This window comes from Variovorax gossypii (assembly GCF_003965815.1).
Classification (GTDB): domain Bacteria; phylum Pseudomonadota; class Gammaproteobacteria; order Burkholderiales; family Burkholderiaceae_C; genus Variovorax; species Variovorax gossypii.
The window spans coordinates 1,274,338-1,298,227 of record NZ_RXOE01000001.1; the positions used below are offsets into that span (position 1 = coordinate 1,274,338).

Genomic DNA, 23,890 nt, shown 5'->3' on the forward strand with positions numbered 1-23,890 from the left:
CATGCCCGCGGCAGCCGACGCACCGATCGCATTGCGCCGGCTCTCGCGCGCCGACTTCGCGATGCTCGGGCGTTGGCTCGCCGAGCCGCACGTGGCCCGCTGGTGGAACCACGAGACAACGCCGGAAGCACTCGAACGCGACTTCGGGCCGTCGGTGGACGGAAGCGACACGGCCGAGATCTACATCGCCTCCATCGAGGGCCGCGACTTCGGCCTGGTGCAGCGCTACACCTTCGAGGACAACCCCGGCTACATCGAGGAGCTCGCGCCGCTCGTCGAAGCGCCGGGCGAGGCGCTGAGCATCGACTACTTCGTCGCAGAGCCCGACCTGCTGCGCCGAGGCCTTGGCGCGGCGATGATCCGCACGCTCGTCGACGCCACCTGGCGCGACTACCCTGCAGCGCCGTGCATCGTGGTGCCGGTGTCGGCGGCCAACACGGCTTCCTTTCGCGTGCTGGAGCGTGTGGGATTCATTCGCGTGGCCGAAGGGCCGCTCACGCCCGACAACCCGGTCCACGGCACGGCTCACTTCGTCTATCGCATCGACCGCCCTCGCACCCTGCGTTGATGCGCTGCACGCGCGCAAACAACGCGGCACTTCACAGCACGCGGCAAGCCCGCTACATTCACCGCTTCGACAACCACGCAGGAACAGGAGGTACGAGATGGAAAACGCCGTAATTCATGCCCCCACCATCGTGCGGTTCGTCGGGCCTCATCTGAACTGATCGTTCAACAGCAGCAAGCACCGACCGCCTGGCCGGTCAGCCCAGCGGCCATCTTCTCCGGCCGCAGCGCCCCCGAACCGCCCCGATTCAATCAAGACGCCGCCGCAGGCACGCCCGTGCCCGCGGTGCCCCGTTCATTTGTCGAATCAAGGCAGCAACCATGCTTGAAAACCGTGCCGCTAACGCGCGGCATACCGTGACAACAACAGTGTTCGATCCCAGCGCGCGAGCGAAGCCGACTGGGCCAACTTTCTCGCCTACTGGCGACTGCGCACCGAGGAAGACTTTCCCGGTGACCCCGTCGCTCCCGATGCCGATACCCGGCACAACGTGCAGCAGTCGAACCCGCTGTACGAGTTCCATCGCGTGCTGGCCGTCGGCGCGAGCGGCGAATTCATCGGCAGCCTGAGCGCGAGCTTCCGTCGCGAAGGCACGTCCGGACACGAGGCCTTCGCGCCTTTCGTCGAAGCCTGGGGCGGCGTGCTGCGCCCGCACCGGCGCCAGGGCGTCGCGAGCGCCCTGCTTCGCGCGCTGCTCGAGCTGATGGAAGCGCGAGGCAAGTCCGTCGCGACCATCAAGACCCACCTGCCAGAGGGCCACGCCTTCATGCAGGCCGTCGGTGCCCCTCATCGGCATCGCAGCGTCGAGAACCGCATGTACTTCGCGGATCTCGACTGGCATGAGCTCGCAGGCTGGCGCGCCGAAGGCTTCGGGCCCGGCCACGGTCTTCGCGCCGAGATGCATGCGGGGCGCGTGCCGCTGGAGCGGCTGGCAACGCTGATGGCGCCGCTGTCCGCGCTGCTGAACGATGCGCCCACGACGTTGCTCGAGCGCCCGCCGCTGCGCTACGACCTGGAAGACTTCCCGCCCTGGTACGCCGACATGGACCGGCGCGGCGGCGACCACTTCCTCGTGCTGCTGCTCGACGGCGACGAAGTGGTCGCGGTATGCGACGCCGCGTGGAACCGGCACTTCCCCGACCGCATGCACCAGCGGCTCACGGCCGTCGACCGCCGCTGGCGCGGCAAGGGCCTGGCCAAGGCCGTGAAGGCCGCGATGCTGCAGCTCGTGCGCGAGCGCCACCCCGAAGTGACGATGGCCTACACCCACAACGCCGAGGTCAACGCGCCCATGCTGTCCATCAACCACCGGCTCGGCTACAAGGCGTACAGGCACGACGGGTACTACCAGCTCGGCACCGAAAACCTGAGGTCCTACCTCTCCGACCGGGAGGTGCGCCCATGAAGGCCCCGCAGCGACTCCAGCCGCTGATCGACGAAGGCCTCGTCGACGCCGTGGTGCGCCAGCTCATGAGCGGCAAGGAAGCCATGGTCTACGTCGTGCGCTGTGGCGACGAGACGCGCTGCGCCAAGGTCTACAAGGAGGCCGACAAGCGAGGCTTCCGCCAGGCCGTCGACTACACCGAGAACCGGCGCGTCAAGAACTCGCGCGAGGCGCGCGCCATGGCCAAGGGCACGCGCTTCGGTCGAAAGGTGACCGAGGCCATCTGGCAGAGCGCCGAGGTCGATGCCCTCTACCGTCTGGCCGCCGCGGGCGTTCGGGTGCCCGCCCCGCACGACTTCTTCGAAGGCGTGCTGCTGATGGACCTGGTGACCGATGCGGACGGCGACGCCGCCCCGCGCCTGTCCGACGTGGACTTCTCGCCGCAGGAGGCGCTGCGCCACCACGCCGGCCTGCTGCGGGAAGTGGTGCGCATGCTCTGCGCCGGTATCGTGCACGGCGACCTCTCGGAGTTCAACGTGCTGCTGGCCGAAGACGGCCCGGTCGTCATCGACCTGCCCCAGGCCGTGGACGCCGCTGGCAACAACCATGCGCAGCGCATGCTGCTGCGCGACGTCGGGAACCTGCGCGACTTCTTCGGCCGGTTCGCGCCGGCGTTGCTGCGCACGCGCTACGGCGAGGAGATCTGGCACCTCTACGAGCGCGGCATGCTGCGCCCGGAAACCGAGCTGACCGGCAGGTTCGAGCCCGACACCCGCCCGGTCGACCTGCGCGAGGTGTTGCGCGAGGTGAACGACGCCCGCATGGAAGAAGCGACGGCGCGCCGGCTGCGCGTGCGGACGCCGCGACAATAGCGGGCCCTGGATGCCCGCCCCGATGACCGCCACTGCCCCGCCGCCCCGCGCCCCGCGCCCGCTCTTCCCCGCCACCGCCGCCGCGCGGCGCATCGCAAAGGCCGCAGCCTTCGTGGCCCTGGGCTTCGGCCCGGCGGCCCACGCCGCCGGCATCCGGCTGGAGGACGACCGCGGCACCACCGTCGAACTGCAGGCGCCTGCAAGGCGCATCGTGTCGCTGATGCCATCGCTGACCGAAACCGTCTGCGCCCTCGACGCCTGCGACCGGCTGGTGGGCATCGATCGCCATGCCAACTGGCCGGTGTCGGTGAAGGGGCTGCCGCAGGTGGGCGGCATCGACGACGCGAACGTCGAGCGCATCGTCGCGCTCAAGCCCGACCTGGTACTGCTGCGCCCGCGCAGCCGCGCCGCCGAACCGCTGGAGCGCCTTGGCCTGAAGGTGCTGGCGCTCGACGCCAAGACCCATGCCGACATGCGCCGCGTGATGGAAACCGTGGCCCGCGCCACCGGCCGCCCCGGCGCGGGCGAGGCCTACTGGCGCAAGCTCGACGCCGGGCTGGACGCGGCCCGTGCCCGCGTTCCGGCCGGCTGGCGAGGCCGGCGCGTGTATTTCGAGGTGCATGGCGGCATGGCCGCGGCCAGCGAAAGCTCCTTCATCGGCGAGACGCTGGCCCGCCTCGGGCTCGGCAACGCCGTGCCCGGCACGCTCGGCCCCTTTCCCAAGATGAGCCCCGAATTCGTGGTGCGAGCCAACCCCGACGTGCTGATGGTGTCGGCCCTCGGCGAAATCTCCGCCATGGCCTCGCGGCCCGGCTGGTCGGCCATGTCGGCCATCCAGCGCGGACGGGTGTGCAGCTTCGCCTCGGCGCGCTTCGACCTGATGATGCGGCCCGGCCCGAGGCTCGACGAAGCAGCCGACGCGATCGTGGGCTGCCTGAATTCCCTGGGCGACCCGAAGCCCTGAACCGACAGTCCTTTTCGTTTCCCTCCCCCCGATGAAGCATCACAAGCGAACCTCGTCCACCCCCTTCGTGCGCGTCGGCCCCAGCGGCGTGCACGGCCTCGGCGCCTTCGCCACGCGCGACCTGCCGGCCGAAGCCTTCCTCGGCCTCTACGAAGGCCGCCGCTACACCAAGGCCGAGATCGCCACCAAGGTCTGGGACGACCAGCTCACCTACCTGTTCACCCTGTCGAACAACGAGACCATCGACGGCGCGAAGGGCGGCAACGCCACGCGCCACCTCAATCACTCGTGCGAGCCGAACTGCGAGGCCGTGGAGGAATACGACGAGGGCGGCGAGCTGGTGCTCAAGTTCCAGACGCTGATGGCGGTGGACGCGGGCGACGAGCTGTTCATCGACTACTCGCTCACGGCGGACGACGGCTCGCCGCCGTCGAAATACCCCTGCCACTGCGGCTCGCCCAACTGCAGGGGAACGATGCTGGCGCCGCCCGACGAAGCGCCTCCGCAGGAAGCGCCTCTTCCTCTTCTCCAGGAAGCTCCGGCCGATCAGCCCGCCTGAGCGGCGTCAGCCACCCTGGCGATGCACTTGATCTCGAGCAGCCAGTCCGCGCTGCCGAGCCTCGCGACCTGCACCAGCGTCTGGGAGATCTGAGGATCGCCGCCGAACATTTCGGCGCGCAGCCCGAACAGTTCGTCGCCCCTGCCCAGAAAGCCGTCGATGTCGGTCACGAAGACGGTCTCGTCCACGACGTCCGCCATGGTCGCGCCGAAGGATTCGAGCACCGTGCGGACGTTGGCATAGGCCTGCTTCACCTGCGCCGCGATGTCGCCCGCGCCGATGGTGCGGCCCTCGCCGTCCACGCTCACCTGGCCAGAGAGATAGATGGTGTCGCCGACCTGCACGCCGTCGGCAATGATTTTTCGGAATGGTCCCTCGCGCACTACGCGCCTCGATGCCGGCATGACTGATCCTCTCGTTGAACGGCGGCAGTATCGAAGGACCAGCGCCGCTCATGGCGCCGCGCGGAAGATGGCCCCTCCGGACGCAAGCCGATACGCCGGTGGCCAGGCACGCCGGCCGCTCTTGTGATTCACGCCGTGCCGGCGGCCGGCAGATAGCGCGCGTCCCAATCCTCGGCGAGCTGCCTCGCGCGATGCAGCGGCAACCGTGCCGCCTCGAAGTCGACCACGCAGGCCACGTCGGCGGACGCGGGCCGCGCGGGGTGCACGCTGCTGCGCCCGTCCGTCAGCAGCCACAGCCAGCGTTGCCTGGTCTCGCTCTTCGCCAGCAGCTGGTCGGCACGCCGCACCCCCAGCGCGAGCGGCGTGCCGCCGCCTGCCGCGATCGGCGCGATCCAGTCGTCGTTCCACGCACTGGCGCGGCGCGGCGGCAGGCGCAGTTCGACCGTGTCGCCGGCAAAGCACAGCAGCGCGACATGGTCGCGGCGCTGGTAGGCCTCATGCATCAGCGCGAGCAGCAGGCCCTTGGCACGCGCGAGATTGCCGTCGTTGCGCATCGAGGCCGAGCAGTCGAGCAGGAAGCAGTGCAGCGCGCCGCTGCGTGCTTCCTGCGGGCGATGGCGCAGATGCTGGGTGCGAAGCCGGTCGGCACCGCGCGCCGCGAAGGTGCGCGGCCAATCGAAGGCTCCGCCCTGCGTGGCGGGGCCGTGCCATGCGTCCCTGTGCGAGCCCTGCCTCCGGTCACCCTGGCGCGCGCCAGCGGGTGCGGCGTCCCGGAGGCTCAGGCTTTTTTTGGGGCGACGGCCTGCGCCGGGGCGATCAGCGGGCGCAGCGGTTTCACGCGCTCGATGCCGACGGGCTCGGGGGGCATGGCGCCCCAGTCCTCGTCGCCCGTGCCGTTCGTGCCGCGCTGCCCGTTCGCCGTGGCATCGGGCCTTGTGGCGAGGGGTGCCGGAGACGGCGCTGCAGCCTCGGCTTCGGGCTTGCGACGGTGCAGCAGCACCGCTTCAGCCACGCGCCGCACGTGATCGGCCGTGATCTCGTCGGCGCCTTCCCACGCGGCGAGCGCCCGGGCCGAGCGCAGCATCACGAGGTCGGCGCGCAATCCGTCCACGCCGGCGGCAATGCACAGTGCGCCTACCGCCTCGTGCACCGCATCGCCGTAGGGCAGCGCCGACGTATCGGCCACGAGGGCCCGCGCGCGCGCCAGCGAGGCAGCCAGCGCGGCCTCTTCCTGCGCATGCTTCGCGCGAAAGCCCTGCGGATCGGCGTCGAAAGCCAGCCGGGCGCGCACGATGGCCTGCCGCCCGGCGGGGTCGTCGATGTTGCGCAGCTGCACGCACAGGCCGAAGCGGTCGAGCAGCTGCGGACGCAGCGTGCCCTCTTCCGGGTTCATCGTGCCCACCAGCACGAAGCGCGCGGCATGCCGGTGCGAGATGCCGTCGCGCTCCACCACGTTGACGCCGCTGGCTGCGGCATCGAGCAGCGAGTCGATCAGCGCGTCGGGCAGCAGGTTGATCTCGTCCACGTACAGCACGCCGCCATGCGCGCGCGCCAGCAGGCCGGGCGCAAAGGCGAGCTCGTGGCCGGCCAGGGCCTTTGCGAGGTCCAGCGTGCCGACCAGGCTTTCGAGGCTCGCGCCCAGCGGCAGCGTGACGAAGGGCGCGCCGGGCAGCAGCTCGGCGAGCGCGCGCGCCGCCGTTGTCTTGGCGGTGCCGCGCGGCCCTTCGATCAGCACGCCGCCCAGGCCCGGGTCGACGGCAGCGAGCAGCAGGGCCTGGCGCAGATGCGGCTGGCCCGCGATCGCGGCAAAGGGAAAAGGCACCGGCATCGGGGCGGCTGTGGTCATCGGGGGATTCCTTCCATCCGCTGCTCGTGGTCGAGCAGCAGGTTCTCCAGCTGGGCGCGGTAGTCGCCGGGCGACTGCCACAGGCCGCGCTGCATGGCTTCGAGCAGGCGGTTGAGCATGTCGGTCAGCGCGCGCGGGTTGTGTTCGTTCACGAAATCGCGGGTGGCTTCGTCGAGCACGTAGGCCTCGGCCACCATCGCGTACTGGTGGTCGCCGACCACGCGAGCGGTGGCGTCGAAGCCGAACAGGTAGTCGACCGTCGCGGCCATCTCGAAGGCGCCCTTGTAGCCGTGGCGCTTCACGCCGTCGATCCATTTCGGGTTCACCACGCGCGAGCGGATGACGCGGCCGATCTCCTCCTTCAGCGTGCGCACGCGCGGCGCCTGCGGGTTGCCGTGGTCGCCGTGGTACATGGCCGGCTGCCGGCCGCTCAGGTGGCGCACGGCGGCGGCCATGCCACCCTGGAACTGGTAGTAGTCGTTCGAGTCGAGCAGGTCGTGCTCGCGGCTGTCCTGGTTCTGCATCACGACGTTCATCGCGCGCAGGCGGCGAACCAGCGCCCCGGCGGCAGGCACGCCGTCGCTGCCCTGGCCGTAGGCGTGGGCGCTGCCGCCGACATAGGCCCGCGACAGGTCGTCGTCGGTCTGCCAGTCGCCGCGGTCGAAGAGCGGCTGCAGACCCGAGCCGTAGCTGCCGGGCGCCGAGCCGAACACGCGCCAGCCGGCCTGGGTGCGGGCGGCCTCGGGTGCCACGCCCTGCGCTTCCAGTGCGGCAGCTTCGCGGAGGATGCGTGCGCGGATCGGGTTGCGCTCCTCGTCCTCGTCTTCCTGCGCGGCAACGGCCTGCACCGCCGCGTCGAACATCTGCACGGCATTGGGAAACGCGTCGCGGAAGAAGCCCGAGATGCGCAGCGTGACGTCGATGCGCGGACGGCCGAGCCCGACCGTGGGCAGCACCTCGAAATCGACCACCCGCTGGCTGCCCGGCGCCCACTTCGGCCGCACGCCGATGAGAGCGAAGGCCTGCGCCAGGTCGTCGCCGCCGGTGCGCATGGTGGCGGTTCCCCAGACCGACAGGCCCAGGGCCGCCGGATAGTCGCCATGCTCCTGCATGTGCCGCTCCACCAGCTGCGCGGCCGACTTGAGGCCGAGCATCCAGGCCGTGGGCGTCGGGATCGCGCGGGTGTCGACCGCGTAGAAATTGCGGCCGGTCGGCAGCACGTCGGGCCTGCCGCGCGAGGGAGAGCCGCTCGGGCCCGGTGGCACGAAGCGGCCCTGCAGGGCGCGGCAAAGCTGCAGCAGCTCCTGCGCGCCGCAGGCATCGAGCGCGGGCGCGAGGCTGCGGTCGATGCGCGCCATCACGACGGCGGCGCGCGGCAGCTCCGGCGGGCATGCGCCCTCTTCCATCAGCCGCTGCGCGAGCAGCTCCAACCGCTCGCGTGTGTCGCCGTGGTGCCGCCATGCATCGGTGCTCACCGACTGCAGCAGCGCGGGGCGTGCGCCCTGCCATGGCGTGGCGGCGTCGATGTCGAGCGGATCGAAGCCGTCGTCCGGCAGCAGGTCCTGCGACAGCGCGCCGAGCAGTCCGGCGTTCGCTCCCGCGCCATCGGCGGCCGGGTAGCGCGCCAGCGCCAGCAGCGTGTCGCGCCGCAACCGCCCCTGCGGCGACGCGCCGAACACATGCAGCCCGTCGCGGATCTGCGTTTCCTTCAGCTCGCAGAGGTAGGCGTCCACGCGCGCGAGCACTGCGTCGTCTTCCTCGCCCGGCATGCCCAGCTCCTCGACCAGGTGCTGCGCGCGCACCGCCGCGAGGATCTGCGCGCGCAGCACCTTCGCGCGGCGCGCGTCGACCAGCAGCGCGTCGTAGTACTCGTCGACCTGCCGCTCAAGGTCCTGCATCGGGCCGTGGTTCTCGGCGCGCGTGAGCGGCGGCATCAGGTGGTCGACGATGACCGCCTGCGTACGACGCTTGGCCTGCGCGCCCTCGCCCGGGTCGTTGACGATGAACGGATACACGTTGGGCAGTGCCCCGAGGATGGCATCGGGCCAGCAGGCCTGCGACAGCGCGATGCTCTTGCCCGGCAGCCATTCGAGGTTGCCGTGCTTGCCCACGTGCACCACGGCGTCGATGGCGAAGGCTTCGCGCAGCCAGAAATAGAAGGCCAGGTAGCTGTGCGGCGGCACCAGCTCGGCGTCGTGGTAGCTCGCGTAGTCGGCTGCGCCCAATGTGCCGAGAGCGCGCGCGGGCTGGATGCCGACGAACACGCGGCCCAGCCGCAGGCCGGCGATCATGAAACGGCCGTTGCGCAGCATCGGGTCTTGCTCGGGCGTGCCCCAGCGTTCGTCGATGGCCGCCGCCATGCCCTCGGGCAGCTTCGCCAGGCACGCGCGGTACTCGGCCAGCCCGAAGCTCTGCCACGCGGGCCGCACGGCCCATTGCGCGGGGTCGTTCGCGATGCCTTCCTGCAGCCTGCGCATCAGCGCATCGCCGTCGGCCGGCAGCGAGCCGGGCTCGCCCAGCGCGTAGCCTTCGGCCGCCATCGCATGCAGGATCGCCATCACCGAAGCCGGCGTGTCCAGCCCCACGCCGCTGCCGATGCGGCCTTCGCTGCCCGGGTAGTTGGCGAGGATCAGCGCGATGCGTTTCTCGCCGGCGCGCAGGCTGCGCAGACGGCACCAGCGCCGCGCCAGCTCGGCCACGAAGGCGATGCGGTCGGGCTCGGGCTGGTAGCTGACCACCTCGGTCTGCGTGAGTTCGCAGCGGTGCGACAGGCCCTTGAAGCTCACGGCCCGCGTGACGATGCGGCCGTCCATCTCGGGCAGCGCGATCTGCATGGCGATGTCGCGCGGGCGCAGGCCCTGGCTGTCGGCCAGCCAGTCCTCGCGGTTGCCGCCGCTCACGATCACCTGCAGCACGGGCGCGTCGCCGGCCAGTTCCACATCCTCACCCTGCCCGCCTTGCCCCAGCGCCGCGAAGGCCGTGGTGTTGAGCACGAGCTGCACGTCGTGCTCCGCGCACAGCTCGCGCAGCGTGGACAGGCACAGCGGGTCCTTCAACGAATCGAGCGCGACCGGCAACGGATTCAGCCCCTGCCCGCTCAGCGCCGCCGCGAGCGCATCGAAAGCCGCCGTGTTGCCCGACAGCAGGTGCGAGCGATAGAACACCAGCGCCACCACCGGCGCGCCCGCATGCCAGCCGGCGCGCAGGTCGTCGATGCCGGCCACGGTGTGCGCCGCGTCCATGCCGCGCGGCACATGCAGCGCCACCTGCGGCAGGCTGCGCGGCGGCAGCGGTGCCTCGCCATGGCCGAGTCCGTGAAAGGCCACCGCGCGCAGGAACTGCATCGCATTGCCGGCCCCGCCGCTGCGCATGTACTGCCAGAGCTGGCGGCTCACTGCGCGCGGCGCCGTGCCGCGCGCGAGCAGGTCTTCGTCCTCCTGCAGGTCGCCGGAGAACATCGCGAGTTGCTGGCCCTTGCGCTTCGCCAGCCTCTCGAGCTGCTGCAGCCCGTAGGCCCAGGCCGATTCGGCGCCCAGGTGATCGACCACCACCACGCGCGCATGCTGCAGCACCTCGTCGACATACAGGTCGAGCGAGGCCGGCTGGCGCAGGTGCATCAGGTTCGCCAGCCGCAGCGACGGATAGCCGGGGTCGGTGGCCGCCAGCGCGGTGCGCGCGGCGGCGAGCAGCGCGAGCGTGGTGTCGGCCGAGCTGAGCACCACGATGTCGCCCGGCGTCTGGTCGAGACGGGTGACGACGCTGTCGTCCTCGACGAAGCGTCCGGGCTGGGTGCTCAGCAGGTGCATGCGATCAAGGCAGCGTCAGGCGGCGACCGCGCTCACCTCGTCGAGCGCCTTGCGCAGCGCCGCCTCGTCGAGGTCTTCGCCGATGAACACGAGCCGCGTGCGCTGCGCCTCGCCGTCGCGCCAGCGGCGGTCGAAATGGTGGTCGAAGCGGCGGCCCACGCCCTGCACCAGCAGGCGCATCGGCTTGCCCGGAACGGCGACGAAGCCCTTCACGCGGTAGATGGTGTGCTGCTCGACCAGCTTGCCGAGCACGGCGAGCAGGCCGTCGCGGTCCACGGGCGGCAGCTCGATCACGAGCGAGTCGAACTCGTCGTGGTCGTGGTCTTCCTCGTGGTCGTGGTGGCTCTCGCGCAGGTGGATGGTGGCCTCGGCCGCGCGGCCCTGGCCCAGCAGCAGCGCGAGCGGCAGCTTGCCTTCGCTGGCGGCGACGATCTTCACCTCGGGCGGCAGCTCTTCGCGCACCAGCGCCTCGACCTTGGCGCGCGCGGCGTCGTCCATCAGGTCGGTCTTGTTGAGCACCACAAGGTCGGCGGCGGAGAGCTGGTCTTCGAACAGCTCGTGCAGCGGCGATTCGTGGTCGAGGTTGGGGTCGGCGCGGCGGGCTTCGTCCACGGCCTCGGGGTTCTCGGCGAACTGGCCCGAGGCGGCGGCCGGGCCGTCGACCACGGTGACGACCGAGTCGACGGTGAAGATGTTGGCGATGTCCGGCCACTGGAAGGCCTGCACCAGCGGCTTCGGCAGCGCGAGGCCCGAGGTCTCGATGAGCACCGCGTCGAGTTCGCCGCGCCGCTCGGCCAGCTGCAGCATCACGGGCAGGAACTCTTCCTGCACGGTGCAGCAGACGCAGCCGTTGGCCAGTTCGTAGAGCGCGCCTTCGCGCTCGTTGCCTTCGTCGTCGCAGCCGATGCCGCAGCCACGCAGGATTTCTCCGTCGATGCCCAGCTCGCCGAACTCGTTGACGATCACCGCGATGCGGCGGCCTTCGGCGTTGCCGAGGATGTGGCGCAGCAGCGTGGTCTTGCCGCTGCCGAGGAAGCCCGTGACGATGGTGACGGGGATCTTGGCGTTGCTTGAGGTCATGGGGTGGATTCTTTCAGGCGCCTGCGGGCGGCGCGCAGCCGGCAAGGCGAAAGTGGCGCCGGATGATTCCGGCGCCACTGATGGTGATGAATGGCCTCCCCGGCGCAAAGCCGGGGAATCGACGACAGAAGGCGATCAGACGCCGCCGTACAGGCGGCGCTCGACGAAGACGGAGCCCTGCAGCCGGCGCCAGGCCTTGGCCGCTGCCAGCACGCCCAGGTCGACCAGCGGCTCGACGAGCACGACGGTCATGTAGGCAGCGCCGAAGCTGGCGATCTGGCTCATGTTCTCGATGCCGGTGCCGCGCCCGTACAGCGCCCAGAAACCGACCCACACCACGATGCCGCCCTGGTAGGCCACCGACAGCTTGAAGGCCTGCTGGTAGCCGATGTCCACGTAGGCCAGCTTCTCGGGAATGATCCGGCGGGCCAGTGCGGAAGTCGCGAACAGCGGCACCAGCAGGGTCGTGACGTTCATGCCGTACTGCGGAATGTCCTGCGGCTCGAAGAACAGGCCCTGGATCAGCAGGCCGCCCGCAAGGCCGATGGCGGCGGGCGCCAGCCCGAACACCAGCAGCAGCGTGGTGCCGAGGATCAGGTGCACTTCAGACACGCCCACGGGGTGGTGCGGGAACACCTCGAAGAAGCAGAACACCAGCGCGATGGCGATGGCCGAGCGCAGCAACAGGGCGGCGGGGCCGTCCTTCACGAGAGTCTGGAACGCGACCTTGCCCGTGTAGGCAAGAGCGGCTGCCGCCGTCGCGTAGCTGAGGAATATCTTGGATCCGTCGACTAGACCTGGTTCGATGTGCATCGAGCACCTCCTGAAATGCACCGTGGTGCGAAAGTTGATTGTTGGTGGATGGGCTGGCGCACGCAAGCCCCCGTCATGGACGCTGGAGCGCGCGCTGCGCTCCCTGCATGGCCGTCGCCGGCCGGGGCTTTCGCCGCAACCGTCGCCAGCCGATCACGACGCCGCTGGCCGAAGCCACGGCGCCGACGATGGAAAGCAGCCACATCACGAGATCCCAGGCCGGCCTGTACTGGATGAGCCAGGGGAAGTCGAGGCTGTGCGCCGCATTGAAGAGCCAGCGGCGCAGGCGCGAGTTGCCGTCGCTGCTGCCCGCGACCTGGCCGCTGGCCGGGTCGATGTAGATCCAGCTGCGCGCCGGGTCGTCGAACTGCACGCGCCATACGGGCACGATGCGCTCGCGGTGGTGGCCGTACCAGTGGAAGTCTTCACGGGTCTGCAGCGTGGCCCCGGTGATGGCGTATCCGGGCCGCAGGCGGGCCGCGGCGCGCAAGATGTCGTCCTTCGCGATGACGGCCGGCTCGCCGGTGACTGCATCGACCACGCGCACCCGCGCTTTCGCATCGCGCAGCTGCAGCAGCGGCCTGCCGTCGAACCACAGCAGCACGGCCTCGCGCGCGGCAGCCTCGCCCTCGCCCGCCGGCAGCGAAGCCAGCGGCCACGGGAACGGCGACTTGCCGACACCCGTGTAGCCCGCCATCGCCGCCGCGTCGCCCGCCCCGCGCTGGAACCAGCCGTTGGGGTTCATCGACAGCCAGCCGCTGACGATCCACGTCAGCACGAAGAAGCCGCCGACCAGCCCCGCGATGTGGTGCCAGGCCATCCAACCCGAGTACGGCGTGACCGCACCGTTGCGGAACCTGCGGCGCAGCCGCACCCGCAGGATGCCGATGACGATGCCCGTCACCGCCGAGACGATGCAGGCGGCCGACAGCCACACCACCACGTCGTGCCACAGCGGCGGATCGGCGCGCAGCGGCGTGAAGTAGATCCAGTGCGGCACCGAGCCCAGCCAGTTCCAGAAGCGTTCGGAGCGCGTGGTGTCGCGCACCACCTCGCCGTTGACCTGCGACACGTAGAGCTCGGTGCCCGCCTCGTCGCCGACCTCGATGCGGTGCAGCGGGCGCAGCGGGTTCAGGCCCTGCGGCACGGTCCACTGGTCGCGCTCCAGCGTCTCGGCCCAGTGCGCGCCGGCGTGACCCGAGAAGGCGCGCGCGATGGCTTCGGCCTGCGCGGCATCGACCGGGCCGGGCACATGGCCGTCGCGCGCCGACACGGTGTGCCGGCCACCGCGCGCATCGACGATGCGCCAGACGGGGCTGGCACCGTCTCCGCCCTGCATCTCCAGCACCATGCGACGCGGCGGGCGCGACCGTGCATCCTTCGGCAGCGCATCGAGCGCGATCGCGGGCGGCACCACCGCCTGGTCGAAACGCAGCGGAGAGAGCCCCGCGAGCCGCTCCTGGTCCGTGAGGTTGGGATACCCCACGTACATCATGACCACGCCTGAGACGAACCACATGACGAACAGCAGGCAGCCGCCGATGCCCAGCCACCGGTGCGTCCAGTAGAGCCAGTGCCGGATGCGCGGCCAGGCGCGGCGCCATGCGGAGGTCATGCGTTCCCGGTCCTGTCTGCCATTCAGAAGCTGACCAGCGCCGACAGCTCGAAGGAGCGCGGACGCCCCAGCAGCCACTGGTTGCCGCCGTTAGAGAACGACACCGGGTAGCGCCGGTCGGCCAGGTTGTAGGCACGCAGCGCGAGCTTGAGCGACGGGTTCGCCTGCCAGCTCACGCCCGCGTCGGCCACGGTGTACGAACCGATCCTGCGCGAGTTGGCCGCATCGACCTGGCGCGGGCCGACGTAGCGCACGCCGACGTCGGCCTCCCACTGCGGCAGGAAGCGCCAGGTGAGCCAGATGTTCGCGGCCTCCTCGGGCACGCCGGTGGGCGTGTTGCCCGCGCGCGAAACCAGCCTGCCGCTGGCGACTTCGTTGAAGTCGTCATAGCGCGCGCGCAGCTTGGTGGCGTTGGCCTCCAGCCGCAGCGTGGAACTGAGCGCCAGGTCGAGCGTGGCCTCGATGCCTTGCGAAGACTGGCTGCCGACCTGCTGGGTGACGGTCGGGTCGATGGCGTCGCGCGAGAGCAGCTTGTTCTTCTTGATGCTGTACGCGGCCACGGTCCAGGCGCCGCGGTTGTCCGCGAGCTGGCGCTTGTAGCCGACTTCGACCTGCCTGCCGGTGCTGAGGTCGAAGGCCGCTTGCGAGGCCGAGGTGGTCACCAGCGAGCCCAGCGGATCGGCCGCACGCGCAATCTGCGCGTAGAACGACTGCGAGGCGTCCGGCGCGTAGACCACGCCGAGACGGCCGGTGGCGTACTCGAAGGTCTTGCCGAAGCTGTTGGCGGCGTTCTGCAAGTCGGTGCGCGCGACCTTCGCGTGGTCCCAGCGCAGGCTGCCCACCACCGACCACTGTTCGTCGAAGGCCAGCTTGTCCTCGGCGAAGAAGGCGTAGGTGCTGGTCTTCGTCTTGTAGCGCGGCGTGTAGGCCACGGGCGAGGCGTAGTAGCCCGGGTTGAAGACGAAGGGGTCGACCACCGAGCGGCCGCCGTAAGGCGAATCGTTGGTGTGCGTGAAGTCGATGCGGTTCGCGTCGAAGCCCACCAGCACCTGGTTGGCGAGGCCGAACAGCCGGTGCCTGAAGGTGGCGTCGGTGCGGTTGCCGATCTGCTCCTGGTCGTGGCCGATCTCCAGGTAGTCGCCGCGCGTCACGCGACGGGTGATGGCGTTGTAGGTGTAGGTCTCGCTGTTGCGCCAGTGGCGCTTGCTCTCCAGCCGGTAGAGCTGGTTGCGCACGGTGACGGATTCGTTGGGCGTCCACTGGGCGTCGAGGCGGGTCCACTTGTCGCGGTACTTGATCTCGGCGTCGTCCACGTTGTAGTTCTGGCGCAGGGTCTGGCTGCTCAGGCGGCCGTCGATCAGCGGCACGCCGTAGTAGCGCTGCGGCGACTGCCGGCCCTCGTCGTGCGAGAGCGTGAACTGCAGCTGCGGGGATACGTCCAGCCGCACGGCCGCGCTCACGGCAAGGCTCTCGGCCTCGCCGCGCTGCATGAAGCCGTCGGTGTTGCGCTGGCTGATGTCGAAGCGGTACGAAAGCCTGTCGTCGATCGCCCCGCCGCTGCCGAAGGCCACCTGTCGCGTGGCGTCGGAGCCCAGCGTGACCAGCGCTTCATTGCGGATCGGGCCGCGCGTGGGCTTCTTCGGCACCACGTTGATCGCGCCGCCGATGGCGCCCTCGCCGTACATCACCGAGGCCGCGCCGCGCAGCACCTCGATGCGGTCGGCAGACCAGGTGTCGAAGGGGAAGGTGACGGTGCCCGCACCCGCGAAGAGGCGCGTGCCGTCGAAGAGCTGCATCACCGAACCGTGGCCCAGGAAGCCGCGAGCCCCCAGCGCGGTGCCGCCGTTGCCCGGGCCCGGCGCGCCGGTGATGCCGGTGGCTCGGGTGACGGCATCGACCACCGAGACGTCGCCGCGCGCGCGGATGGTGTCGCCCGTCAGCACCTCGATGCTGGCCGGCGTCTCCAGCGGCGTGAGGCCGAGGCGGCTGCCGGTCTGGGTGGGCTCGTCGATGGCCAGCGGCACGTGCCGGTCGGCCTCCACCTGTATGGGCTTGAGGCTCTGGCCGCCGCCGACGACTGTTTCGTCCTGGGATTGCGCCAGGGCCACCGAAGGCCCGAAAACCAGCCCCAATCCCAATGAAATGCCCGAAAGGCCCGAAAGACCCGAAAGGCGTGTCCTGCGCGGTGGCGGCACACCCTTGCGATCGCGCCGCGGCGATGCATGACCCATGTAGCTTCTCCTCCGGCCTGCGTCCCCGCAGGCTCCCGACCGATGAAGGACGCGGCGGAAGAAGAGGCGAAGGGACTGCGGCGGCTCGGGGGCGAGGGATGCGGCAGGCCCGGACACGCACTCCCGCAGCGTCCGAAGGCGGTTGCGAGGGCCGGTATCCGGGCTTGCGGAGCGCCGCGGCGTGCTTCATGTGGAGGCACGCCACGACGGAAATCCTCGCCTTCCCACGCCGAAGCGCAGTGGCTGCCCGTGCCAACCGAGATGGCACGTGCGTGAGGGTTTCCAGATCCGCTGACCGTTGCGGGGGCAGCGCAGGAATTGACGCATCGATCGATCAAGAGAACGACGACGCGGCGCACCTGCTTCCCGTTTAACCCCGTCGCCATGGATGAGATGGCGTGCGGGGCACCTTCGAACCGTGTTGCCCGGCGCGGTTAATGAAAACTGCCGCACCGGAACGGCGGGATTATAGGTAGCACCCCCTCGAGAGGGGCCGCGCCGCGGGCTTCAGCCGGGCTTTCCGTCGGGCCCGAACAGCCGCCGCATCATGGCCACGCCGGCCACCAGGGCGTTCGAATAGGTGGCGTAGGGCTCGTGGGCGGCTTCGAGCGGCACGTAGACGTGGGAGGTTTCGCCGGGCGTGTCGTCCACGGCCTCCATCAGCACCCAGTAGAACTCGCCCGCCTCCAGTTCGTGGACGGTGAGTGCGATGTTTCTGGGTGAGGGCATGGTGCAAGGATGAATGTGCTGCCTGACTACTGGATGAACAGGAAATGCACGGGCGTGGTTGACAGAGCTTTCGGGGTTCTCCTACAGAGCACGCCCCGGGTGCGACCTAATGTTGTATCAACAGGGACTCACGAGACTCCAAGAAGAACCGACCAAGAACAGGAGGCAGCATGAAGCACTTCACTCTTGAACCCGGCATGCGATCGAGCATCGGCGGCGCCTTCTACCCGACCGGCTACTCGATGGTGATGTTCCCCAGCGCCGAGGATGCGGACCGCATCGGCCACCGCCTGATCGAAAAAGGCATGAGCGGCGACGAGGTCTACCTGCTTCCAGCCGAGACGGTTCTCGCGGAGATCGTCCCGACCGTGAGGTCGGCCGACAGCCCCCTGCCCTCCGCCGGCACCGACGCGGCCACGGTGCGCGCCTATGCCAAGCTGGCGAAAGAGGGCCATACCGGCCTGCTCGTCAGGACGAAGGACGGCGCGGCCGCCGAACGGCTGATGGAGCTGGTGCGAACCGTGCCCTACTCCATCGCCCAGCGCTACCGCACGCTGGTGATCGAGGACCTCTGAAGTCCTGAAGGGAAAGAGTCCCTTTCAGGGGCCCTCAGGCCGGCACGGCCATCGACACGGCGCGCTGGACCACGTCGCGGGCCATGGCCTGGGCCAGTTCCTGCTCGCCGAGAAACACGGTGGCGGAGGTTTCCTGCGTGAGCAGCCGGGCCTCCTGCTCGTTGTGGCTGCGGATCACGGTCTGGATGGTCGGGTTGAGCGTGCGCGCGGTTTCCATCATCTGGCGCACGTTCATGGTGTCGGGCGTGGCCACGACCAGCACGCGGGCGCGGGCGATGTGGGCCTGGATCAGCACTGCCGGATCGGCCGCGTCGCCCCACACGGCCGGGGTGCCGGCCTCGCGCAGCTTCTCGACCAGTTCGCGGTTCTGCTCGGCCACCACGTAGGGGACGTCGTTCGCGTCGAGCTCCGCTGCGATGCGGCGCCCCACCCGGCCGTAGCCCACCAGCACCACCTGCCGCGAGAGGTACTTCGCCTCGGTGGTCATGGGCAGTTCGGCCAGCGGGTCGTCGCGCATCTCGAGTCCGCGCGCGAAGGAGGAATGGGCATGCAGCCATTTCTGCATCGGCGCGATCAGGCTGAACCACAGCGGATTGGTGGCGATGGAAATCAGCGCCCCGGCCAGCACCAGGCTCTGCCCTTCCACCGGCAGCAGGCCCAGCGAAACGCCCAGCCCCGCCAGGATGAAAGAGAACTCGCCGATCTGCGCCAGGCTGGCGCTGACCGTGAGCGCCGTGCCCAGCGGATAGCGGAACACCAGCACCAGCGCGCAGGCCGCGAGCGACTTGCCCAGCACGATGACCAGCACCACCGCCAGCACCTGCAGCGGCCGCTCGATCAGCACCGAGGGATCGAACAGCATGCCGACCGACACGAAGAACAGCACCGCGAAGGCGTCGCGCAGCGGCAGCGATTCCTGCGCCGCCCGGTGGGCGAACTGCGACTCGCGCATCACCATGCCGGCGAAGAAGGCGCCCAGCGCGAACGACACGCCGAAGAGCGCAGCCGACGCGTAGGCGATGCTCACTGCCGCAGCCACCACGCACAGCGTGAACAGCTCGCGCGAGCCGGTACGCGTGACCTGCCAGAGGATCCACGGGAACACGCGCCGCCCCACCACCAGCATCAGCGCGACGAAGCCGCCCACCTGCAGCAGCGTGAGGCCCAGCGTCTGCCACAGCGGATCGCCCGATCCGGCAGCACCCGACACGCCCAGCGTGCCCGCCAGCGGCGGCAGCAGCACGAGCACCAGCACCATCGCCAGGTCTTCCACCACCAGCCAGCCGACGGCGATGCGGCCGGTGAACGAATCGAGGATGCCCAGGCTTTCGAGCGCGCGCAGCAGCACGACCGTGCTGGCCACCGACAAGGCCAGCCCGAACACCAGCGCCGCGCCGGGGCTCCAGCCCCACCACAGGGCCAGGCCGCCGCCGAGCAGCGTGGCCACCGCGATCTGGGCGAGCGCGCCGGGCAGCGCGATCTTGCGCACGGCCAGCAGGTCGTCGAGCGAGAAATGAAGGCCCACGCCGAACATCAGCAGCATCACGCCGATTTCGGCTAGCTGGGCGGCAATGCCCGCATCGGCCACGAAGCCCGGGGTGAAGGGGCCGATGATCACGCCCGCCAGCAGGTAGCCGACCAGCGCCGGCAATCGCAGCCTGGCCGCCAGGAAGCCAAGTATGAGCGCCAGCCCCAGGCCGGCGGCGATCGTGTTGATAAGGGAGACGCTGTGGGGCATCGCTCCATTTTGCAGGAACGATGCCCGGCCTTTCATTTCGAACGGCCTTCCCGGCCGGCCGTTTCAGGCGGCCTGTTCAGCCCGCCATCTTGCTGGTGCGGGCGGCATCGAGCACCTCGGGCTCCTGCGCCTCCACCCAGCTCTCGTTGTTGAGCCCGGCCCGCAGGCGGGTCTCGTCGAGTTCGCCGGTCCACTTGGCGACCACGATGGTGGCGACGCCGTTGCCGATCAGGTTGGTCAGCGCGCGGGCTTCCGACATGAAGCGGTCGATGCCCAGGATCAGCGCCAGCCCCGCCACCGGCACATGGCCCACCGCCGACAGCGTGGCAGCCAGCACGATGAAGCCGCTGCCCGTGACGCCGGCCGCGCCCTTCGAGGTGAGCAGCAGCACCGCCAGCAGCGTGATTTCCTGCGTGAGCGTCATCGGCGTGTTGGTCGCCTGCGCGATGAACACGGCCGCCATCGTCAGGTAGATGGAGGTGCCATCGAGGTTGAACGAGTAGCCGGTCGGTATGACGAGGCCCACGCAGGTCTTGTTCGCGCCCAGGTTCTCCATCTTCTCCATCATGCGCGGCAGCACCGATTCGCTGGACGAGGTGCCCAGCACGATCAGCAGTTCTTCCTTGATGTACTTGATGAACTTCCAGATGCTGAATCCGTGGAATCTCGCGATGAGCCCCAGCACCACGAAGATGAACAGCAGGCAGGTCAGGTAGAAGGTGCCCATCAGCTTGCCAAGCGAGAACAGGCTGCCCAGCCCGTACTTGCCGATGGTGAAGGCCATTGCGCCGAAGGCACCGATGGGCGCCAGCTTCATGATGTAGTTGACGATGCCGAAGAGCACGTGCGAGCCCTTCTCGATCACGTCGAACACCAGCGTGCCGCGGCCGCCGAAGCGGTGCAGCGCGAAGCCGAACATCACGGCGATCAGCAGCACCTGCAGGATCTCGCCCTTGGCGAATGCATCCACCACCGTGTTGGGGATGATGTTCATGATGAAGTCGATCGTGCCGGTCATCTTGCCCGGGCCGGTGTAGGCCGCGATGCTCTTGGTGTCCAGCGTGGCCGGATCGACGTTCATGCCCGCGCCGGGTTTGAGCACGTTGACCAGCACCAGCCCCACGATGAGCGCGATGGTGCTCACCACCTCGAAGTACAGCAGCGCGAGGCCACCGGTCTTGCCGACCTTCTTCATGTCTTCCATGCCGGCGATGCCGACCACCACCGTGCAGAAGATGATCGGCGCGATGATCATCTTGATCAGCTTGATGAAGCCGTCGCCCAGCGGCTTCATCGCCTCGCCCGCCGCCGGGTAGAAATGGCCGAGCAGCACGCCGATGATCACCGCGGTGATCACCTGCACGTAGAGGGAGCGGTAGAGCGGGAGCTTTCTGGCGGATGTGCTTGTTGTGCTTTCCATGTTTGCCTCCGGAGGGTTGAAGACTGTAGGACGCGTATTCGCGGTTTTCTATCCGTGGAACCCGCATCGTCGAAATGAAAAGACCCGCCGAAGCGGGTCTTGTCGATCAGGTGTAAGTCAGCATGCTTAATGCATGTGGAGACCGCCGTTGACGGAGAAGTCGGCCCCCGTGCTGTAGCCGCCTTCGTCGGTGGCCAGCCACGAAATGATGGAGGCGATTTCGCTCGGCTCGCCCAGGCGCTTGACCGGAATGGTGGCCACGATCTTGTCGAGCACTTCCTGGCGGATGGCCTTGACCATGTCGGTGCCGATGTAGCCCGGGCTCACGGTGTTGACCGTCACGCCCTTGTTGGCCAGCTCCTGTGCGAGCGCCATGGTGAAGCCGTGCATGCCGGCCTTGGCCGCCGAATAGTTGGTCTGGCCCGCCTGGCCCTTGGCGCCGTTGACCGAGCTGATGTTGATGATGCGGCCCCAGCCCTTTTCGACCATGTCGCCCACCACCTGCTTGGTGACGTTGAACATGCTGTTGAGGTTGGTCTCGATGACCGCGCTCCAGTCCTCGGGCGTCATCTTGAGGAACATGCGGTCCCGCGTGATGCCGGCGTTGTTCACCAGCACGTCGATGGGGCCGTGCGCGGCCTTGGCGGCGGAGAAGGCTTCGACGGTGGATTGCCAGTCGCCCACATTGCCGACCGACGCATGGAACTCGAAGCCTGCGGCTTTCTGTTCGGCCAGCCACTTGGCGTAGTCGCGCGTGGGGCCGCAACCTGCGACCACGGTGAACCCGTCCTTGTAGAGACGCTGGCAGATGGCTGTTCCGATGCCACCCATGCCCCCGGTGACATATGCAACTTTCTTGCTCATGAGATTTCCTTTGTGTAATGGCAAAAGCCTGAACGGCCGCCTTCACTCTAGCGAGTTTCAAGCCATGGGCCCTCTGAGGAAAACACTGAGCCAAGCTTGCAACCAGCTGTCACGAAGAGTGGTCACGAAGCGGCCTTCGTGCCCAGCCTCTATCCTCTCATCCGTGCGTGTCCGCACAGGCAAAAAACCCAAGGAGTTCCAAAGTATGAATTTCGGGATCATCGTCTTCCCCGACGTCGAGGAACTCGACTTCGTCGGCCCCTGGGAAATGCTCACCATGTGGAGCAAGCTGGCCGGCGGTCCCGAGCACTGCCTGATCGTGGCCGAGAAGCGCGAGCCGGTGGCCTGCGCCAAGGGCCTTTCCATCAACCCGCACGTTTCCTTCGCCGACTGCCCCCAGCTCGACTGCCTGCTCGTTCCCGGCGGCATGGGCACGCGCCGCGAGGTCGACAACGTGGTCATGACCCGCTTCCTCGCCGACCAGGCGCCCGGATGCACCACGCTGATGTCGGTATGCACCGGCGCCTTCGTGCTGCACGCGGCCGGGCTGCTCTCGGGCAAGACCGCGACCACGCACTGGGGATCGCTCGACCGCCTGCGCGCGCTGGGCGACGTGAAGGTGGTGGAGCAGCGATTCGTGCAGGACGGCAACGTCTGGACCTCGGCCGGGGTATCGGCCGGTACCGACCTGATGCTCGCCTACATCGCCCACAGCGCGGGCGAGGAAGCCGCCGCCAAGGTGCAGCTGCAGGCCGAGTACTACCCCGCGGACACCGTCTACGGAAACACCGCGAGCCACGAGCGCGCGCCGGCCTACGTGAAGCGGCCCGGTCCGCGCTCCCACGCGCAATGAGCTCGCCCGTCCTCCCCGAACCGCTGCCCGTGCTCGCGGCGCGCGTAGGCGAAGCGCTGCGCGCGCGAGGCCAGACTGTGGCGGTGGTCGAGTCGTCGGCAGGTGGCCTGGTGTCGGCCGCCCTGCTCGCCATCGCGGGCGCCTCGGCGTACTTCAAGGGTGGTGCGGTCGTCTACTCGAGGCGAGCCGGCCGCGCCCTGCTGGACCTGACCGCCGAAGACATGACCGGCATGCGCGGCGAGACCGAGCCCTACGCCCGGCTCGTCGCCGGCCGGGTGCGCGACACCCACCACTCGAGCTGGGGCATCGCCGAAAGCGGCGCGGCCGGGCCGTCGCCGAGCCCGTACGGCGACGTGCCGGGACGCGTGTGCCTCGCGATCGTCGGCCCGGTCACGGTGAGCCGCACCGTCGAGACCGGCGATGCGGACCGACCGGTGAACATGGACCTGTTCGCGCGGCACCTGCTCACGCTGTTCGACGAAGTCCTGCGCGAACAGCCCCCGGCCTGACGAAGGAAAAGATCAGTCCGCCTGCACGCCCGCCGCGCGGATCACCTTGCCCCACTTGGCGACCTCCGCCGTCAGATGCGTACGCAGGCTCTCCGGGGTCTGCTTTTCCACCGGCACGATCTCCGAGCTGAGTTCGGCCAGCCGGTGCTTCACCATGTCGTCCTGCAGCCCGGCGCGCAGGGCAGCGTTGAGCTTCTCGATCACCGCGGGCGGCGTGCCCTTCGGTGCATAGATGCCGTGCCACACCCTCACGTCGAAGCCCTTGAGCCCCTGCTCGTCTAGCGTCGGGATGTTCGGCAGGCTCGACAGCCGCTGCGGCGTGGTCACGCCGAACACCTTCACCCGGTTGCCGTCCTTGATGACCGGCGCGGTCTGCGTGGTCTGGTCGCACAGCAGGTCGACCTGCCCGCCCATCAGGTCGTTGAGCGCCGGCCCTGCACCCTTGTAGGGCACGGTGGTCAGCTGCACCCCGATCTGGTTCATGAACAGCAGCCCGCACAGCTGCGACACCGCGCCCACGCCCGCGTTGGCCAGCGTGACCTTGTCCTTGTTGGCCTTCACGTAGGCCAGCAGCTCCTGGTAGTTGTTGGCCGGGAAGTCCTTGCGCGACAGCAGCGTCATCGGCACGTCCAGCACCTGGCCGACGTATTCGAAGTCCTTCAGCGGGTCGTAGTTGAGCTTCTTGTAGAGCGCGGGCGCGGTGGCCATGCCCATGTGATGGATCAGGATGGTGTAGCCGTTGGGCGCCGCCTTGGCCACCCGCGCGGGCGCGATGGTGCCGCCCGCGCCCACGGTGTTCTCGACGATCACCGGCTGGCCCAGCGACTTGCCCATGGGAATGGCCAGCATGCGCGCCACCACGTCGGTCGGACCGCCGGCCGAGTAAGGCACGACCATCGTCACCGGCTTGTCGGGCCATGCGGCCTGCGCCGATGCCGGCGCCTGGAAGGCGAGCAGGCAGGCGCCCGCGGACGCGGCGATCAGGGTCTTGAGTTTCCAGGTCTTCTTCGTTGCTCTCGTTGCTCTCGTCACTTGCTTGTCTCCTTTGTGGTTTGTCTCT

General features: G+C 69.2%; 21 protein-coding genes and 1 riboswitch. Of the genes, 8 read left to right on the forward strand and 13 right to left on the reverse strand.

What is annotated here, in order from left to right; translation table 11 throughout:
- The first annotated feature begins 1 nt into the window (after position 1).
- The 5 genes from EJP69_RS05990 to EJP69_RS06010 all read left to right on the forward strand — a co-directional run bounded on the left by EJP69_RS05990 (position 2) and on the right by EJP69_RS06010 (position 4,347).
- Entirely contained in the window at positions 2–568 is a 567-nt protein-coding gene (locus EJP69_RS05990) for a GNAT family N-acetyltransferase (RefSeq protein ID WP_126469026.1), read from the forward strand.
- Between the two features lie 490 nt (positions 569–1,058).
- Positions 1,059–1,973 (forward strand): GNAT family N-acetyltransferase, encoded by a 915-nt coding sequence (locus EJP69_RS05995; protein WP_240652044.1) that lies wholly within the window; start codon positions 1,059–1,061, stop codon positions 1,971–1,973.
- Positions 1,970–2,824 carry a PA4780 family RIO1-like protein kinase gene (locus tag EJP69_RS06000; protein ID WP_126469028.1) on the forward strand — a complete coding sequence of 285 codons (855 nt, stop codon included), beginning with the start codon at positions 1,970–1,972 and terminating at the stop codon, positions 2,822–2,824. The genes EJP69_RS05995 and EJP69_RS06000 overlap by 4 nt, the downstream gene beginning before the upstream one ends.
- 22 nt (positions 2,825–2,846) lie before the next feature.
- A complete protein-coding gene (locus tag EJP69_RS06005; RefSeq protein ID WP_093201877.1) occupies positions 2,847–3,788 on the forward strand; it encodes an ABC transporter substrate-binding protein in 942 nt (313 codons plus the stop codon).
- 31 nt (positions 3,789–3,819) lie between these two features.
- Complete coding sequence (locus EJP69_RS06010) at positions 3,820–4,347, forward strand: SET domain-containing protein (RefSeq protein ID WP_126469029.1); 528 nt, start codon at positions 3,820–3,822, stop codon at positions 4,345–4,347.
- Here the strand turns inward: EJP69_RS06010 and EJP69_RS06015 are convergent.
- The 9 genes from EJP69_RS06015 to EJP69_RS06055 all read right to left on the reverse strand — a co-directional run bounded on the left by EJP69_RS06015 (position 4,335) and on the right by EJP69_RS06055 (position 16,871).
- A complete protein-coding gene (locus tag EJP69_RS06015) occupies positions 4,335–4,751 on the reverse strand; it encodes a RidA family protein (RefSeq protein WP_093305042.1) in 417 nt (138 codons plus the stop codon). The genes EJP69_RS06010 and EJP69_RS06015 overlap by 13 nt on opposite strands.
- A gap of 128 nt (positions 4,752–4,879) precedes the next feature.
- Positions 4,880–5,374 carry a vWA domain-containing protein gene (locus EJP69_RS06020; protein WP_338067617.1) on the reverse strand — a complete coding sequence of 165 codons (495 nt, stop codon included), beginning with the start codon at positions 5,372–5,374 and terminating at the stop codon, positions 4,880–4,882.
- A 155-nt stretch (positions 5,375–5,529) separates the two neighbouring features.
- On the reverse strand, positions 5,530–6,597 hold the full coding sequence (locus EJP69_RS06025; protein WP_126469032.1) for a magnesium chelatase ATPase subunit I: 1,068 nt from the start codon (positions 6,595–6,597) through the stop codon (positions 5,530–5,532).
- Complete coding sequence (gene cobN, locus EJP69_RS06030; protein ID WP_126469034.1) at positions 6,594–10,403, reverse strand: cobaltochelatase subunit CobN; 3,810 nt, start codon at positions 10,401–10,403, stop codon at positions 6,594–6,596. Before cobN ends, EJP69_RS06025 begins: the two co-directional genes overlap by 4 nt.
- 15 nt (positions 10,404–10,418) lie before the next feature.
- Complete coding sequence (cobW, locus tag EJP69_RS06035) at positions 10,419–11,483, reverse strand: cobalamin biosynthesis protein CobW (RefSeq protein WP_093305049.1); 1,065 nt, start codon at positions 11,481–11,483, stop codon at positions 10,419–10,421.
- Between the two features lie 135 nt (positions 11,484–11,618).
- The gene (locus EJP69_RS06040; protein WP_093201892.1) at positions 11,619–12,296 is read right to left on the reverse strand and encodes an energy-coupling factor ABC transporter permease; all 678 of its coding nucleotides are present in this window, start codon (positions 12,294–12,296) and stop codon (positions 11,619–11,621) included.
- A 73-nt stretch (positions 12,297–12,369) separates the two neighbouring features.
- Positions 12,370–13,911 carry a PepSY domain-containing protein gene (locus tag EJP69_RS06045; RefSeq protein WP_126469036.1) on the reverse strand — a complete coding sequence of 514 codons (1,542 nt, stop codon included), beginning with the start codon at positions 13,909–13,911 and terminating at the stop codon, positions 12,370–12,372.
- Positions 13,912–13,934: 23 nt separating this feature from the next.
- On the reverse strand, positions 13,935–16,142 hold the full coding sequence (locus EJP69_RS06050; RefSeq protein WP_126469038.1) for a TonB-dependent receptor: 2,208 nt from the start codon (positions 16,140–16,142) through the stop codon (positions 13,935–13,937).
- Between the two features lie 132 nt (positions 16,143–16,274).
- A riboswitch (cobalamin riboswitch) is annotated at positions 16,275–16,569 on the reverse strand.
- An 80-nt stretch (positions 16,570–16,649) separates the two neighbouring features.
- On the reverse strand, positions 16,650–16,871 hold the full coding sequence (locus EJP69_RS06055; RefSeq protein WP_093201899.1) for a hypothetical protein: 222 nt from the start codon (positions 16,869–16,871) through the stop codon (positions 16,650–16,652).
- A 170-nt stretch (positions 16,872–17,041) separates the two neighbouring features.
- On the opposite strand from EJP69_RS06055, the gene EJP69_RS06060 reads away from it, so the two are divergent.
- Positions 17,042–17,446 (forward strand): hypothetical protein, encoded by a 405-nt coding sequence (locus EJP69_RS06060; protein ID WP_093201901.1) that lies wholly within the window; start codon positions 17,042–17,044, stop codon positions 17,444–17,446.
- Between the two features lie 34 nt (positions 17,447–17,480).
- Here EJP69_RS06060 and EJP69_RS06065 read toward each other — a convergent pair whose 3' ends face one another.
- The 3 genes from EJP69_RS06065 to phbB form a co-directional block, all read right to left on the reverse strand.
- Complete coding sequence (locus tag EJP69_RS06065) at positions 17,481–19,184, reverse strand: cation:proton antiporter domain-containing protein (protein WP_126469040.1); 1,704 nt, start codon at positions 19,182–19,184, stop codon at positions 17,481–17,483.
- 76 nt (positions 19,185–19,260) lie between these two features.
- The gene (locus EJP69_RS06070) at positions 19,261–20,604 is read right to left on the reverse strand and encodes a dicarboxylate/amino acid:cation symporter (protein WP_126469042.1); all 1,344 of its coding nucleotides are present in this window, start codon (positions 20,602–20,604) and stop codon (positions 19,261–19,263) included.
- Positions 20,605–20,730: 126 nt separating this feature from the next.
- Entirely contained in the window at positions 20,731–21,468 is a 738-nt protein-coding gene (gene phbB, locus EJP69_RS06075; RefSeq protein WP_093201910.1) for an acetoacetyl-CoA reductase, read from the reverse strand.
- A gap of 205 nt (positions 21,469–21,673) precedes the next feature.
- Between phbB and EJP69_RS06080 the strand changes: the two genes are divergently transcribed.
- Entirely contained in the window at positions 21,674–22,321 is a 648-nt protein-coding gene (locus EJP69_RS06080) for a DJ-1/PfpI family protein (protein ID WP_093201913.1), read from the forward strand.
- Positions 22,318–22,830, forward strand: coding sequence for a CinA family protein (locus EJP69_RS06085; RefSeq protein ID WP_126469044.1), 513 nt, complete (start codon positions 22,318–22,320; stop codon positions 22,828–22,830). Before EJP69_RS06080 ends, EJP69_RS06085 begins: the two co-directional genes overlap by 4 nt.
- Before the next feature lie 12 nt (positions 22,831–22,842).
- On the opposite strand, the gene EJP69_RS06090 is transcribed toward EJP69_RS06085, so the two are convergent.
- Complete coding sequence (locus EJP69_RS06090; RefSeq protein WP_126469046.1) at positions 22,843–23,862, reverse strand: tripartite tricarboxylate transporter substrate binding protein BugD; 1,020 nt, start codon at positions 23,860–23,862, stop codon at positions 22,843–22,845.
- Between the last annotated feature and the right edge of the window lie 28 nt (positions 23,863–23,890).